Origin of the sequence: Marinobacter sp. (assembly GCF_039977835.1) — a bacterium.
GTDB lineage: Bacteria > Pseudomonadota > Gammaproteobacteria > Pseudomonadales > Oleiphilaceae > Marinobacter.
The window spans coordinates 18,291-31,568 of record NZ_JBDWCL010000063.1 but is presented as its reverse complement, the minus strand read 5'-3'; the positions used below and the strand labels follow the sequence as shown (position 1 = coordinate 31,568).

18 protein-coding genes are annotated in these 13,278 nt (G+C 51.5%); 17 read left to right on the top strand and 1 reads right to left on the bottom strand.

Annotation, left to right across the window (positions count from 1 at the left end):
• Nucleotides 1–177: 177 nt before the first annotated feature.
• Nucleotides 178–735, bottom strand: a complete 558-nt coding sequence (locus ABJM11_RS17705; RefSeq protein ID WP_100689769.1) for a transcriptional regulator — start codon at nucleotides 733–735, stop codon at nucleotides 178–180.
• A 346-nt stretch (nucleotides 736–1,081) separates the two neighbouring features.
• On the opposite strand from ABJM11_RS17705, the gene ABJM11_RS17700 reads away from it, so the two are divergent.
• From ABJM11_RS17700 to ABJM11_RS17620, 17 genes are all read left to right on the top strand, one after another.
• Nucleotides 1,082–1,714, top strand: a complete 633-nt coding sequence (locus tag ABJM11_RS17700; RefSeq protein ID WP_100689770.1) for an STY4526/YPO1902 family pathogenicity island replication protein — start codon at nucleotides 1,082–1,084, stop codon at nucleotides 1,712–1,714.
• A gap of 10 nt (nucleotides 1,715–1,724) precedes the next feature.
• Nucleotides 1,725–2,534 carry a PFL_4669 family integrating conjugative element protein gene (locus ABJM11_RS17695; protein WP_100689771.1) on the top strand — a complete coding sequence of 270 codons (810 nt, stop codon included), beginning with the start codon at nucleotides 1,725–1,727 and terminating at the stop codon, nucleotides 2,532–2,534.
• Nucleotides 2,535–2,693: 159 nt separating this feature from the next.
• Nucleotides 2,694–3,128, top strand: a complete 435-nt coding sequence (locus tag ABJM11_RS17690; RefSeq protein WP_100689772.1) for a hypothetical protein — start codon at nucleotides 2,694–2,696, stop codon at nucleotides 3,126–3,128.
• 556 nt (nucleotides 3,129–3,684) lie between these two features.
• Nucleotides 3,685–4,137: a pili assembly chaperone gene (locus ABJM11_RS17685; protein ID WP_206855401.1), complete on the top strand. Its 453-nt coding sequence runs from the start codon at nucleotides 3,685–3,687 to the stop codon at nucleotides 4,135–4,137.
• On the top strand, nucleotides 4,134–5,090 hold the full coding sequence (locus ABJM11_RS17680) for a hypothetical protein (protein ID WP_348296199.1): 957 nt from the start codon (nucleotides 4,134–4,136) through the stop codon (nucleotides 5,088–5,090). The genes ABJM11_RS17685 and ABJM11_RS17680 overlap by 4 nt, the downstream gene beginning before the upstream one ends.
• Nucleotides 5,091–5,093: 3 nt before the next feature.
• Nucleotides 5,094–5,408, top strand: coding sequence for a hypothetical protein (locus ABJM11_RS17675; RefSeq protein ID WP_348296198.1), 315 nt, complete (start codon nucleotides 5,094–5,096; stop codon nucleotides 5,406–5,408).
• Between the two features lie 3 nt (nucleotides 5,409–5,411).
• Nucleotides 5,412–6,194 (top strand): TIGR03759 family integrating conjugative element protein, encoded by a 783-nt coding sequence (locus tag ABJM11_RS17670; protein ID WP_100689776.1) that lies wholly within the window; start codon nucleotides 5,412–5,414, stop codon nucleotides 6,192–6,194.
• Between the two features lie 10 nt (nucleotides 6,195–6,204).
• On the top strand, nucleotides 6,205–6,738 hold the full coding sequence (locus tag ABJM11_RS17665; protein ID WP_069183745.1) for a transglycosylase SLT domain-containing protein: 534 nt from the start codon (nucleotides 6,205–6,207) through the stop codon (nucleotides 6,736–6,738).
• On the top strand, nucleotides 6,723–7,286 hold the full coding sequence (locus ABJM11_RS17660; protein ID WP_348296197.1) for a PFL_4695 family integrating conjugative element protein: 564 nt from the start codon (nucleotides 6,723–6,725) through the stop codon (nucleotides 7,284–7,286). The genes ABJM11_RS17665 and ABJM11_RS17660 overlap by 16 nt, the downstream gene beginning before the upstream one ends.
• Nucleotides 7,286–9,337, top strand: coding sequence for a type IV conjugative transfer system coupling protein TraD (gene traD, locus ABJM11_RS17655; protein WP_348296196.1), 2,052 nt, complete (start codon nucleotides 7,286–7,288; stop codon nucleotides 9,335–9,337). The genes ABJM11_RS17660 and traD overlap by 1 nt, the downstream gene beginning before the upstream one ends.
• Before the next feature lie 3 nt (nucleotides 9,338–9,340).
• Nucleotides 9,341–10,069, top strand: a complete 729-nt coding sequence (locus ABJM11_RS17650) for a TIGR03747 family integrating conjugative element membrane protein (protein ID WP_348296195.1) — start codon at nucleotides 9,341–9,343, stop codon at nucleotides 10,067–10,069.
• A 281-nt stretch (nucleotides 10,070–10,350) separates the two neighbouring features.
• The gene (locus tag ABJM11_RS17645) at nucleotides 10,351–10,662 is read left to right on the top strand and encodes an RAQPRD family integrative conjugative element protein (RefSeq protein WP_348296194.1); all 312 of its coding nucleotides are present in this window, start codon (nucleotides 10,351–10,353) and stop codon (nucleotides 10,660–10,662) included.
• Entirely contained in the window at nucleotides 10,659–10,916 is a 258-nt protein-coding gene (locus ABJM11_RS17640; RefSeq protein ID WP_348296193.1) for a DUF3262 family protein, read from the top strand. The genes ABJM11_RS17645 and ABJM11_RS17640 overlap by 4 nt, the downstream gene beginning before the upstream one ends.
• A 62-nt stretch (nucleotides 10,917–10,978) precedes the next feature.
• Nucleotides 10,979–11,338 carry a TIGR03745 family integrating conjugative element membrane protein gene (locus ABJM11_RS17635; protein ID WP_041335896.1) on the top strand — a complete coding sequence of 120 codons (360 nt, stop codon included), beginning with the start codon at nucleotides 10,979–10,981 and terminating at the stop codon, nucleotides 11,336–11,338.
• Complete coding sequence (locus tag ABJM11_RS17630; protein ID WP_126813331.1) at nucleotides 11,338–11,745, top strand: TIGR03750 family conjugal transfer protein; 408 nt, start codon at nucleotides 11,338–11,340, stop codon at nucleotides 11,743–11,745. The genes ABJM11_RS17635 and ABJM11_RS17630 overlap by 1 nt, the downstream gene beginning before the upstream one ends.
• Nucleotides 11,746–11,747: 2 nt before the next feature.
• Complete coding sequence (locus tag ABJM11_RS17625) at nucleotides 11,748–12,422, top strand: PFL_4703 family integrating conjugative element protein (protein ID WP_041335894.1); 675 nt, start codon at nucleotides 11,748–11,750, stop codon at nucleotides 12,420–12,422.
• Between the two features lies 1 nt (nucleotide 12,423).
• On the top strand, nucleotides 12,424–13,275 hold the full coding sequence (locus ABJM11_RS17620; RefSeq protein ID WP_348296192.1) for a TIGR03749 family integrating conjugative element protein: 852 nt from the start codon (nucleotides 12,424–12,426) through the stop codon (nucleotides 13,273–13,275).
• Nucleotides 13,276–13,278: the final 3 nt, after the last annotated feature.

Genomic DNA, 13,278 nt, shown 5'->3' with positions numbered 1-13,278 from the left:
CGTGGCGGGTAACCCCCCAGAATTCAGATTTACCCGTGGCGTGTAGCACCCACACAGATCAGTGATCCGGGTCAGGTAAATAGATACTTGGTTGGGGTGGTATTAGCGGTATCGGGATACGATAGAGCAGAGTTTAGTCGCAGGCTATTAAGGTTGATGGCTCCACATGCTGTGATCTTAAAAGTCATCAGAGGGTTTGTAGCCAAGCTTTTCACAGAGGAAGTCAAATTCATCCAGGCTAAAGAAATCGACAGTTATCGATCCTGATTTTTTTTTATGGTTGAAGCGGATCCTGGTTGGCTGGCCAGTATGGTCTGAGATGTCCCTTTCAAGCTTTCGAATATCTGTCTCATTGTCCAGCTTTTTGCCTCGAGCAATTTGCTCTAGTTGAGAGACCGTTGTCTTTGTTTTAAGCAAAAGTTTTAACAAGTCTCGCCGCGTGGGGTAGGGCAGTGAAGCTATTGCCCGCATGTGACCAAATGTGATGCTTACAGGGTACTGGGCCCAAAGCTGGAACTCTTCTAGTGATAAGGATTTGCCAACACGAATAAGGTGTGTGACAACATACTTTTTCCGAATTTTCAGAGCATCCCTAATATCAGCATTCGCATAACCGTCTTCAACGAGATGCCGAACAACCCACGCCTTCATCAGATTGCTAGACCAGGAAGTGGGAGTTGTTTCGAAGAACTCTATCGCTTCAGTGGCATCAGTAAATATTGGGAGCCTTTCCACGCATTAACCTCAAGTATCTTGGTGTGCAATGCCGTCGCCTGCGAAAGCTCATGGTTGATTGCTGAAAGTTATTCGTGCTCGAATTGTACCGTAGTCATATGACTACAGCATAAAGTATTGCGTCTGAAATTGCAGACAAAATAAATTTTTTTGCGCTAATTACTGACTAAAAATTTGACAGACGGTAACATTTTGTAAATGATTGTCTGAAAATTCAGACAGCCAAAGTGTTAACGGACACGTGTGGACGCAGAACGGGCAGGGATTGTACGGACTGAGTTGTTCCGCAAAGAGGCGCCACAGGCAGCCTCAGGCTATAAACCAGGTTCAGCAAGGAGAATAAGCTGTGTCAGCCTGCGAAAACTTCCGATATGAAAGCGCCCAATTCATCTCAGCACTGCTAGTAAAGACCTTAGGCAATGCCAGAGTCGGCTTTTTCGACTCCGTCGAAGACATTGGCTTGTCCATCGACTCCCTAAGAATCCTTGAATCCCTTAAACCTGACCAAATCACACGCGTCGCAGCGAATTACTGTGCAACGGGGAAATCGCTGGAGGATTGGTTCCCTATCAATGCAGCCAGGATTTCAAAGCTGCTCGAAGTAGAGGCTTCCGAGTCCGAACAGCATGCGATGATTGATGAGATGTTGATGCGTGGAGCGTGTCTTAATCTCATGAAGGAATTCTTCGGGTTGAGGACAACCCACGTCTCGACCAGAAAACGGATCTTGGGTATTCCAACTGTTCGGGGACGGTTGGTAGTTCCAACACATGAAGAACAATGCCGGATCTATGAAGAATGGCTGAATCTCATTGAGGTTACCGATATTCGTCACCGCTTGCTTGAGGTCGCTCGCCGCACGAACCTGCCTCTTTCGATGATCTATCGGGAGATCAAAGAAATTGAGCAGGTAATGAATCAGTCAAAGAACAACGCCTCGATTCCAGTTCAAACTCGTAACCTACAAGTCGCATTCTAAGGAGCAGAAAATGACCGATAAAACATCAAAAATGGCATCAATTGCTCCTACACAGGACATTGAGATCGAATTGGCAACACGACCTGCGCTAAGGCTTTGGCAAGGTCGGGAAAAAACTGAAAAGAAGCATGGAATTCTTGGGCTTCCTGGATTCTGTTCGCGAGTACGCTCGCTCGAACAGGCAATACGAGAAGACGATCCCTACGCGGACTTCCACTTTGCTCAAATTGAAGAGGGCATTGAGCATTTGTCTGAGGATCTCGATGCTGAATTGGCTGATATCGAAGAATTCATCAAGGAAAACGTCCCATCAGCGATGAGGCTTCCAAATGTGGCTTCGAAAAATCCTGTGGTAGTTCCAGTCCGCTTTGCTTCACGTCTCGGTTTTCAGCTTGTTTACCAGCTCCTAAAGGTGGATCAGATTGTTCTGAAGATTTTGCTGGCTAGTCACATCGGCCTTATTGAGACTAAAACCAAGTTTCAGACTTTGGCTCGAGTAGAGAAACGTGTCAGAGGAGTTCTGCACCTGGTTTACAAGTACCGACACACCGGGGTCAGCCGCGACGACATGGCGGCCAACAATCAGCGAGCTCAGAAAGCAAAAGAGCTTATGGGTGAATTGGAGCAGGGTTATTTGGAAGGCACAACCAGATCGCCAAACGCACCCTCTCTCCCCCAAACACGACTGAATACCCTGGGCGCAGATCTGTCAAAATCAGAGAAAAAGGCCGGTTCGTCGAAGCAGGTAAATGCAGACCTGGAGTCAAAGCTGGACAGCGTGCTGGCAAAAGCCGAAGCAGAAGCGGAAACAGAAGCCTGATTTCCCGGGGAGTGTGTTAGGCGACATCACTGGGTGCCCAAGGTGGCGCCCTTTTTTTGTTTCACGCATGGATCATAACCGGCCGAAACTTGGATCGAAACCAGCAGCAGTGCTGGATCAGAACCGGTTATTACTGCTTGGATCAGGAGAGGAATTTCGGTGACCATCCCTTTAAATATAAATTTACTAATACCTTTTAAGGATAATGAGGGCGCGAGGCGAAACTTGTACCGCAAGGATATCGAACGATTTCGCGATCAGCTTGAAGCCAGAGCGGCTGAACTCAGAGACGATTTGATTTCAAATTTCGGGGAGGATTTCGAGCTGACTATTGCTGGTAGATCGGATGGAACCACTACCAAATATTTCTGGCGATTTCGGTCATCCAAGCGAGACCGGAAATACGTTCGCCTTCATGCTAAGACCGTGAAGGACTATCTCAAGGTCTTCGATCCGAACCAGGTGCTACACCTCAAAGACATCGAAGAGGAATTGATCTACCTGAATGCAAACCTCCGACTCTTGAAAGGTTTTATTGATGCGATCGAGCAATCGGAATCAGAACTGGTCGATTTGAGGGTGGCAGAGTTCTAGTTGCGAAATACTCGGCGACCTGCAAGAATTCAAGCATAACCAAGCCCCCGGGCTCAGCTGCAAAGTTTTCCCCTTTGCTAATCTCTACTCCTCAATTCAGAAACTGTGAGCTGACCAGGTAAGGGTTCCTCTTTGCCAACCTTGGACCGCGCTCGCTATCCCGAAAGCCTTGGATAACTTCCAGGGCATTCCGGTTAGCGTTCACGGCCTAGCCTCATCTGTGTTAATGACTCGGTTAGCCGGCAAGCAAATCTTGCAGTGATGATAGGACGCCAGACGAGTGGCTTTTGTGTGGTTTTTAGCCATGCCGTGCGATCGCTATAAGCACGCACGAAAATATTGGGGGAACAACGATCCCACCGCCCCATTTCCGGATCAGCCTCAAAATCGGGTTTCGCTATACCCGTCCTCGAATACAGCGAAGCACCCACTGGGGTGCTTTTTTCTTTTCTGCGGAGGGCACGAATAAACGGTCATCGACCCGTGACCTTTTAAACCGCAATTAAATAGGGAAACCCCATAGGCTACCCCTGAATTCTATTCAGAGGTTTTTGCCATGAAAGTTTTACCCCTTGCTTTGCTGTGCTGCCTCTCAGTCTCAGCATACGCAGAATCAGTCATCCCTTCTGACCAGGCAGAACGTGAGCAAGTGGAGCGGATGCAAACTGGTCGGTATTCGTTTGTTCAAAACATCCCGCCAGTTGATCAGCTGAATCCATTGAAGGTAGTGATTCGCACTCGGGTTCCTCAATCAATCAATTCCGTCGGACAAACCGTGGAATTTCTGCTGGCACGCTCAGGCTATGTTCTGGCTGATGCCTCTGTGCTGAGTGAAGAGGCTAAGGTGCTCCTCGATCTTCCTCTCCCAGCCATTCATCGCACTATTGGGCCGATGACCTTGGACCGCGCTTTGAACACGCTCTCTGGCGAAGCCTTCGAGCTGATCGTAGATCCTGTTCATCGAAAGGTTGCCTTCGAGCTGTCTGAAAAGCTGGGAGGCAAGTCATGAGCAAGCTGCAAAAGGGTATCGTTCAGAGCATTTCACCGGCCGCAATGAACAGGGAGCCTGAGCAAGTAGCGTTGAGCGAGGCTCATGACGCATTCGAGGAAGCTGGAGTCGCGACAAATGAACTTCGTGATCCTGGCGCCAAACAATCCGAAGATGAACTGGAGAATTTCGATCTGGATCTTCCGGTGTCCGAGTCCAGGGGAGCTGTCGGCTCCGAGGGCGAATCAGAAATTGAGCCGGAACCAATCCCCGTGAAGTCCAAAACCTCCAAAAAAAAAGCATCGAAAACTTCAGGTGGAGGTGGAAAATTGCTGGGTGGATCAGCTCTGGTGGTTTCATTGCTGGCTCTCAGCGTCGCGGGAGTGATTGGCTTTAATCAGCTCGAAAGCGATAGTCAGATCCGGCAAACAGTTTTCGGCCTTCAGGAATCAATCTCGGACCTGGTGACTCAGGATGGCGAGATTTCTCAGAGTCTGGCCCAGACACAGTCTGCTGTTACAGAGAACACGGCCCGCATCTCCGACATCGAACAATTCCGTTCTGACCTTGCAACCCTGTCAACTGTGCTGGACAGCATCCAAAACGAACTGGGCGGTATCAAGACCACGTTGTCAGATCATCGGAAAATCCTCGATGAGCACCGACTCGATATCGATGTCGTCAGCAAGGAAGTCAAAACCCTCAGTGAGCGTCCGGCAAGGACTGTCGTTAAGACAGTACCGGCGCCAGCACCCCAGCCCATTTCAGAAGTCCAGACACTGGAAGGTGCCACTGTTGCCAGCATCGACATGTGGGGTGTCGAGCCTTACGTGGTTCTTCAGGATGCATCAGGTGGTTGGGTACCCCTCAAAGTTGGTGACTATTACCGCGGATGGAAACTTCGGGGTGCAGTGAATGGTGAGGCGGTTTTCAAAGCCGGCTCGAAAGTTCGACGCCTGAGCGTGGAGGGTTAAGAGATGGAACCAATCACATTGGCAGGTCTTTTTGTTGTGGCTGTTGGCGGGGGTATGTATTTCAACGCTGCTGATCAGCAAATGCATGAGGACACAGCACCACAAGCCGAAAACGTTCCTGAGGTTGCTTCCGAGAGCAGGAGTTTTGCCCGGGGCATTTTTATTCCAACAGATCGTGGTTACTACATTTCGAATCTTTCATCGGAACCGATGAAAGTAGAGGGCTGCGATCAGCCGGTCCAGGTCGCCGACCTGAGTCAGCCCCGGTCAACGGAAGTACGGGAAGTCTCGACAGTCATTGTCGATTGCGAGGGGTAATTCATGATTCGCAAAACCCTCTTGGCTTCTCTTCTGGTCAGCGTGGTAACGGCTGACATTGCGATAGCACAGACTCCGACAGACACCCGCTCGATGGGGAATGTTTCCTCTCACGCGCAATCGAGTCTCGATCAGAAGTCCGGCATGCAACTGACGGATGAAGAAAGGTCTCTGGCTAAGCAGTGGATGCTCAAAGAGTCTGACTGGATCAAGTACAGAAAGATCATGTCGGGTCCGCGAGGCATTTGGTCTCCGGGACTCGATCCACTCACGGCTCTCGGCGTTTCCGAGACGGACCCTGCTGAGCGTGAACGCTACGCCATGATCTGGATGAAGGTCGAATCTCGGCGCATGGAACTGGAATTGGCCTTCGAAGTGGAACGCATGAAAGCGGCCAAGGACTTGTTCGGCGAAAACCCCGTCGTGATTGATGCTCCTCATTGGGAGCAGGAGTGGAATGAGAAGTACAACGCGACCACGACTCACGTTGCTCTGTTTGTAAACGACTTCTGCCTCGAAGATTGCGAAGACCTGGTCAGCGAAGTTAGAAAATCTGTGTCGCGAAACTCTCGTCTGGACATCTTTTTCAATGATGGTGCTTCAGCGGAGTCCATTTCCAAGTGGGCACGCCACATGAAGATCGATCCGGAAATTGTCCGAGCGCGGAAAGTTACGCTCAACTTCGAGTCTGGGAAGGCTGAAGAGTTTGGCGTTGATCTCGACAACCTCCCTGCGGTTCGAACCTTCAATGTCGCATCGGGCGACATCACCGAATACGGCGAGTGAGGGTAGGGCGGTGAAATACCTTTTGGCGTTTCTGATCGGTGCCGGTTTGTGGGGGGACGTTCATGCCTCCCAAATTCCACCGATGTATCAGTTAGTCAGTCAGGAGCAGAAGGTACCGGCAAAACTTTTCTTCGCCATAGTTTTGAATGAGTCCAGAACTCGGACTGATCATGCAAACCGAACACTGCCTTGGCCCTGGACGATCAACCATCGTGGAAAGGCGCACTTCTTCAAAACACGCGAAGCGGCTTTCCGATTTGCAGACGGCCTGGTCAAGGCGGGGGATTACCACTTTGACGTGGGCTTGGGCCAGATGAACTGGCGCTGGCATAAAGAAAGGTTCCGCTCACTTTGGGACGCTTTTGATCCCTACCTGAATCTCACGGCAGCGGCTCAACATCTTCGTGAACAATTCGAACGACCGGAATGCTCATCATGGGAGCTGGCCATTGGTTGCTATCACCGGCCAGCGCAGCGCCCGAAAGACAAACAAATCGCCAATGCATACAGAGAGAGAGTCATACGCTTATGGGCCAATATCTGAAAAAAGCAGCTATAGGCATTGCCTTGGCCTCAGCACTTGTTCTTCCGGTCCATGCTGGAACCATGAAAGAGCAGCTCAAGGGATTCTATGAACTCGAGATTATTGGTGATTTTGGCGGCCAGTCCGCAGAACCATTCCTTCCTACAGATTCCGATTTTAAAGAGCAACTGCAGAAACTGAAGGATGAACGCCGTGGCAAAAGATTTTTGGTCTCGAATCTTCCTGTTTCGTCACCCTCATTGACTGTGGGCAGGGTGGGTCCTCAAGAGGCCGCTGGGATTCGGTATGACATGTTGAGCCGGCCCATGTTCATTATCGGTTACGACTCCGTTTCCATTAACTGGCTCAAGCAGAACCGGCGTTTCCTGAAAGAGAAGCGGGCTATTGGCTTGGTGGTGAACGTAGCGACTGTCGAAGAGATGAATCATTTGCAGTCCGTGGCAGGTGAGGGAATCTTGCTACAGGCGACCAATGGCGAGCAGATGGCAAAAGCCATCAACCTACGGCACTACCCGTTCTTTGTTGATAAGAATGGAGTGATGCGCTGATGGCCACCCAGACGCTCGAGGCTTTGCTTCGCCCGCCGGTTGAATTCTATTCCGGAACAGTCAGCGTATGTGCGGCCGGCATTTGCCTGGTCGCCCCCTCATTACTGATGATGACTCCGAGTGTTGCCTACACTTCTGCTGTCATTCTGGTTGTCTTTGGACTCTATCGCTTTTACCAGGGGTCCAGCGTCATCAAGTATCAGCGGAATCTGAGGCGGTTGCCGCGTTTCGCCATGTCTTCTGACCAGATCCCTTGCTTCAAAAACCACCTTTACCTCGGACAAGGTTTTCGCTGGACCCAGACGCATACCCAGCGTTTGAAGGACACCATGGCGCCCATCTCGGCCAAGTACATCCGTCCGTCCCGGATAAACAACTTCGCGCGTGAGCTTGAGCGCAAACTGGAAGGGTCGAAGCTCCAATGGATCGCAGATCTGACCAGCAAAGATCACCCTTTGAATCCTGTTCGCCCATACCCGGCCGTGGGTGGCAATCCCGTAACCCATGCCGTTGAGCTTGAAGAAAAGCAGGTATTGCTGGCGATGTCAGAGCGGGTGGGACACACCCTTTGCCTGGGAACCACGCGAGTCGGTAAAAGTCGGCTGGCTGAAATCCTGATTGAGCAGGACATTCGCAGGAACGACGGGCCAGTAATTCTGCTGGATCCGAAATCTGACGCCGGACTACTCACGCGAATGTATATGGCTGCCAAGAGGGCAGGGCGGGAAGACGATTTCTACATGTTCCACCTTGGGTTTCCGGACTCTTCCGCCCGTTACAACGCAGTCGGAAATTTTTCGAGGATCACTGAAATCGCCGGTCGTATCTCTGGCCAGCTCTCAGCCGAAGGTAACAGTGCCGCGTTTAAAGAGTTCGCATGGCGTTTCATTAACATTGTCGCCCGGGCATTGGTGAGCCTGGGGCAGCGTCCGGATTACAACAACATTCTTCGGTACGTGACGGACATTGAACCACTGTTCTGCGAATACATGGACTGGTGGTTGCCCAGGAATGGTGAAGAAGGCTGGATCGAGGACATCAACGCGATGACAGGCGACGCCGAGAAGAAATACAAGGCCAACCCCCGACTTGCAAAGCACGCCAATCCCCGAACAGAGGCCCTGAGGCAGTACGTTGAACAGTTGCACGTCAGCGATCCGGTACTTCACGGCCTTCTATCCGCCTTGCGGTACGACAAAACCTACTTCGACAAGCTCGTGGCCAGTCTTCTGCCGCTTCTCGAAAAGCTGACGACCGGCAAAATCGGGAAGCTGCTCGCCCCTGATTATTTCGACGTTACCGACGAGCGGCCCATTTTCGACTGGACCCAGATAATACGGAAGCGAGGCATCGTGTACGTTGGGCTGGATGCCATGAGCGATACGGAAGTTTCCTCCGCAGTGGGGAATTCCATGTTCTCGGACCTGGTAAGCACCTGTGGCCATATCTACAAGCATGGTTTTGAACACGGAATGCTTGAGGGTCAAGCCAATTCACTTCCAAAGGTTTGTCTTCACGCCGACGAATTCTCTGACCTGATCGGAGATGAGTTTCTGCCGATGGTCAACAAGTCCGGTGGATCGGGTATGCAGATCACTGCTTATTCTCAGTCTCGGCAGGACCTCGAAGCTAGACTCGGAAATGTCGCCAAGGCACGGCAGGTTGAGGGCAACTTCAACAACCTGATTATGCTTAGGGTAAAGGAAAAGGACACGGCCGAGCTGCTGACGAATCAACTGCCTGAAGTCGAAATTGCCCAGATTATGACGGTCTCTGGTGCCAATGACTCGTCCGACACAGACTCAAGCGTCGACTTTACCTCAAGCACCCAGGACCGGATTTCGATGCTGCGGGTCCCGATGCTCGAGCCCGGTCACATCACGGCACTGCCAAAAGGTCAGGCATTTTGTCTTCTGGATGGCGGTCAACTCTGGAAGGTTCGTTTTCCGTTACCCGTTGACGACGATGACGATGATATGCCGGAAAACATGCAGGCTCTGACCCGGGAAATGGATCGGAACTATCATACAGCTGAGCAATGGTGGAACTGACAAATGCCAGAGGGTAAATCGGAACATCCCGCTCAGAAACGTGGCTTTGTCGGCAAATCCATCGATCTGATTCTGAAAATCATTGGCCTGCTGTTGTTCAGTGCGTTCATGTCGATCGTCATAGAGTGGATCAACATGGGCTTCTTCCAGGATGAGCCCACCTACAAGAATGCGGAAGAGATGATGTTCCAGGAGATAGGCTATCTGAGTGAGTCGCTGAACTCAAAAGACCAAACAAATGAGGGCGCTGTGAATTCCGCAAGCTCGACCATTACCAAAGTGGTCAGCTTTCTATTTGTCGATTCTGGCCTGCTGGACAGTTTGCAGTCGGTGAGAACACCCGACGCCAACGACGGTCAGATTATTCTGATGATGAAGGGCGTGATCGCCGAATATTATGAGTACCTGATGGCGGCCATATATATCCTGATCATGTTCTTCGTCCGGATTGCGGTGCTAATGCTCTCTATGCCGGCTTTCTTGCTATTCGGGGTCGTTGGCGTCTGTGACGGACTGATGCAGCGTGACTTAAGGCGTTGGCGCGGTGGAAATGAGTCTGGCTATGTCTATCACTGGGCGAAAAAGTTTGCGATTCCGACTCTTGCCCTCGCGTGGATTCTATACCTTGCGATTCCCAGTTCCATCCATCCGAACTATATGATCACACCATTCGCTGTCCTGTTTGGACTGTGTTTAATGGTGATGAGCTCGAAATTCAAAAAGTACCTCTGAGTATTGTTTGAACCTCTGCAAGCCTCGCCCCTCATTACGAGGGGTTTTTCTCGAAACTCCGGCTGGGTGCTCGCAAGTCCGGCTCATATCGAGCGTTTCTTACCTTTGACGATCCACTTAATACGCACAATTAGCCCATCGATGGGCGCAATTCCGATCAACGTCCACACACGTTTCCTCCCCTTTTAAAAGGTCACCAACTTGTGACCTTTTGATCAGCCTTTTCACAAGTGTGCCTGATTAAATCGCTCTCATCAGAACTCACCAGATAAGAGATCACGATGAGAGTTTTCAAAACGATTCTTTTTTCCAGCCTGATTGTGACCAGCACAAATGCAGCTGCGGACGTCTGGGCGGAGCGTGAAGCGCTCTCAAACATCCAGTCCGAGTTGGCGGCTCTGGAGGCGCTGGTTCTGAACGCTCGCGCCCGAAGCAATGCTTCTGACCGGACTCAGTTTGACTACGAGATTCTGTTGAGTGACCTGCGAAAGATCCAGCACGGCATTACGCATCACCTGACAGTACCCATGGAGCCAGTGGTTCCGTCAACCATCGACGCTCTTAGCGTCAACTACACCGAGCACAAGCAATGAGTTCTGATCAGCATCAATGGTTTCAGGATGGCTCTGGTTGCAATGGTGCCGCCTCTTGCTGGATGACAGCAGCGAACCTTCTGACCTTGGCCCAAATGATTGCCGTTGTCGCAGTGATTACGTTCATCGCCTGGACCTGCATGCAGGCCTACGAAAACTGGGCGAACGAGGAGATTAAGTCCGGACAAATGATCTTCATTTGGGCGCGGGCGGTCTTCGTTCTCCTCGTGATGCTCTTCCTAATCATCAACTGACCAGCGCAGTAACCCTAGCAGTACCCAAAAAGCACCATCCCAAAAACTAGGAGAAATCCAGAATGAAACAAGCAATGCAGAAGTACACGGCAATGAAAGCAGCTGCGGCAATGGCGTTCCTGTCATTCGGCACTCAGGTTCAGGCAGCTCTGCCAGCCACCGCTAACCCGACCAACGCACCGGCCCAGGGCGACTATATCGGTCTGCTTAAAGGTTACGCCTTTGATATCGCCATCGTCCTCGGTCTGATCCTCGGCACCATCGCGTTTCTGGCTGTCGCCAAGAACATGATTGCGACTTACAACGAGATTGGCGAAGGCAAGAAGACCTGGGGCGACATGGGTATGCACGGTGGCATGGGCGTTTTGTTGCTTGTCTTCGTGGTCTACCTCCTGACGCAAGCGGCTACCGTGATTTTCTAATGGAAAAGATCGGTATGAAGGGTCGAGAAATCGACTTCATCCCAGACCGGCTCATTGAAGAGCCGGTCGTTTTCCGGGGCCTGACGGACACGGAAGTGGTCGTGCTGATAATCGCAGGCCTGGTCTTCTGGATCCCCGTTTCCGTTCTTCTTCTCTTGCCATTCGGATGGGGACTTTTCGGAGTCGGTATCGGTGTTGGTATGGCCATCGTCTCGCTTTTGCTGGTTGGTAGATACCTCACAGGGCTGAAGCGCCGCCGGCCAGATGGTTTGCACATCGTCTATCTCAAAAAGATCGCACAGCAAAAATTCAGCTTTATCAATTTCGACTACATCGAGACCTCTCAGGCCTGGGACATACGCCGCGAGAGAACGGTAGTGAAAGTTAAAACCAAAACGGAGGACTGAGAGTGGCGCGTTTAAAAAAGGCTCTCGACGGACGGGATGCTCACATTCTGACACTGCGAATCTTTGTCGGGATTCTCGCGATCGCCCTGATTTACAGCATCCTCGGATGGAAAGAAGCCCCGGAGCGGATCAAGATTGATATTCCGCCTGACCTGCGCTCTGGTTCCACTCGTGGCATCAACGAGCGGCATCCGTTCAACGTCTACGCATTCGGCTATTACATCTGGCAGCAGATGAATAACTGGCCTGTCGATGGCAAGGACGATTACAAGCAGCAGATTGAACGACTGAGCTGCTACATCACCCCCCGGTTTAAAGGTGAACTCGAGCGCGATTATGAGCAACGCCGGCTCGATCATGAATTGACCCGCACTCGGGCACTGCAGGAAATGCCCGATCGCCCATACACGCCCAAGCGTGTGTACACCGAATCCAAAGACAGTTGGGTGGCCTTCTACGACGTCAACGTAAAGGAAACCTTCCGTTCAGAAATCGTGAAAGACATCTTTGTCCGTTACCCAATCCGCTTGGTTCGCTGGGATGTTGACCCCGAATGCAATCTTTGGGGCCTTGCCTTGGACGGTTTCTACAAAAAACCGCGTCGTCTTGAGGGAGCCATTGTCGAGAACGACGACGTCCAGAACACCAACACTACATCTCCAGAATTGGGTGAGTGACATGCGTAAGTACATCCTGAAATCCCTAATCTTTTTTTTCATGGCCGGGTCGGTCACGGCAACAGAGATCATTCATTACCAAAACCTGCCGGTCACGATCGAGCTGCATAAAGGCCAGGAACGGTCGATCCAGTTCGGTTCACATGTCCAGGTTGGAGTGACAAAAGGGCAGCAGATGAAGCAGCTGTTCCGCGTCCAGTCGGCCCAAGGTGCTGTTCACTTCAAACCGTATGAGGAATTCGACAAGCAGCGGGTCCAGGTCCGTCGCATGGCCGACGGTCAGGTCATTCTGCTCGACCTGATTTCGACCGAAGCGCCCGAAAACGCGGAAAAGCTTGAGGAAATACGCATTGTTCTGGAAACGGACAACGAGGTTCCGGAGCCGGAAGCTGAAGCGGCGATGCCTGAGCCAGTGGAGCGAGTCACTCCGATCGATCTGACACGCCATGCCGCGCAGCGCCTTTATGGTCCGACTCGACTACACCGGGATCGCGCCGGGATCTCCGAGATCACGCTTGGCGTGAAAGGAGCGGTTCGCATTTTCAAAGGTGACGCGCGTTACGCCACGGTTTCCAAGCCCGTCCTTGGTTACAGCGGTGGCGGCTATTACCTCGCCGCGATGTACGTCCGCAATATTTCCGACCGTGCCATTGGACTCGATTACCTGGATCTGAATCTCCCGTTCTCCCATGCCACCTTCCAGCATCACTCGCTGGAGCCAAATGGTACTCCGGGAGACAGCACCATCCTCTACCTGATTTCAGAGCGGCCGCTGAAGGAAACCCTGTATCCGTGGACGCATTACCAGGATTTGCGCCAGGAAACTCAGGCCATCATCAACGCAACGAACTGAGGA

Excerpts from the sequence above, each read along its gene's own strand:
- ABJM11_RS17695 (WP_100689771.1), top strand. The coding sequence starts at position 1,725 with ATGACCGATAAAACATCAAAAATGGCATCAATTGCTCCTACACAGGAC.
- ABJM11_RS17685 (WP_206855401.1), top strand. The coding sequence starts at position 3,685 with ATGAAAGTTTTACCCCTTGCTTTGCTGTGCTGCCTCTCAGTCTCAGCA.
- ABJM11_RS17680 (WP_348296199.1), top strand. The coding sequence starts at position 4,134 with ATGAGCAAGCTGCAAAAGGGTATCGTTCAGAGCATTTCACCGGCCGCA.
- ABJM11_RS17675 (WP_348296198.1), top strand. The coding sequence starts at position 5,094 with ATGGAACCAATCACATTGGCAGGTCTTTTTGTTGTGGCTGTTGGCGGG.
- ABJM11_RS17670 (WP_100689776.1), top strand. The coding sequence starts at position 5,412 with ATGATTCGCAAAACCCTCTTGGCTTCTCTTCTGGTCAGCGTGGTAACG.
- ABJM11_RS17660 (WP_348296197.1), top strand. The coding sequence starts at position 6,723 with ATGGGCCAATATCTGAAAAAAGCAGCTATAGGCATTGCCTTGGCCTCA.
- traD (WP_348296196.1), top strand. The coding sequence starts at position 7,286 with ATGGCCACCCAGACGCTCGAGGCTTTGCTTCGCCCGCCGGTTGAATTC.
- ABJM11_RS17650 (WP_348296195.1), top strand. The coding sequence starts at position 9,341 with ATGCCAGAGGGTAAATCGGAACATCCCGCTCAGAAACGTGGCTTTGTC.
- ABJM11_RS17645 (WP_348296194.1), top strand. The coding sequence starts at position 10,351 with ATGAGAGTTTTCAAAACGATTCTTTTTTCCAGCCTGATTGTGACCAGC.
- ABJM11_RS17640 (WP_348296193.1), top strand. The coding sequence starts at position 10,659 with ATGAGTTCTGATCAGCATCAATGGTTTCAGGATGGCTCTGGTTGCAAT.
- ABJM11_RS17635 (WP_041335896.1), top strand. The coding sequence starts at position 10,979 with ATGAAACAAGCAATGCAGAAGTACACGGCAATGAAAGCAGCTGCGGCA.
- ABJM11_RS17630 (WP_126813331.1), top strand. The coding sequence starts at position 11,338 with ATGGAAAAGATCGGTATGAAGGGTCGAGAAATCGACTTCATCCCAGAC.
- ABJM11_RS17620 (WP_348296192.1), top strand. The coding sequence starts at position 12,424 with ATGCGTAAGTACATCCTGAAATCCCTAATCTTTTTTTTCATGGCCGGG.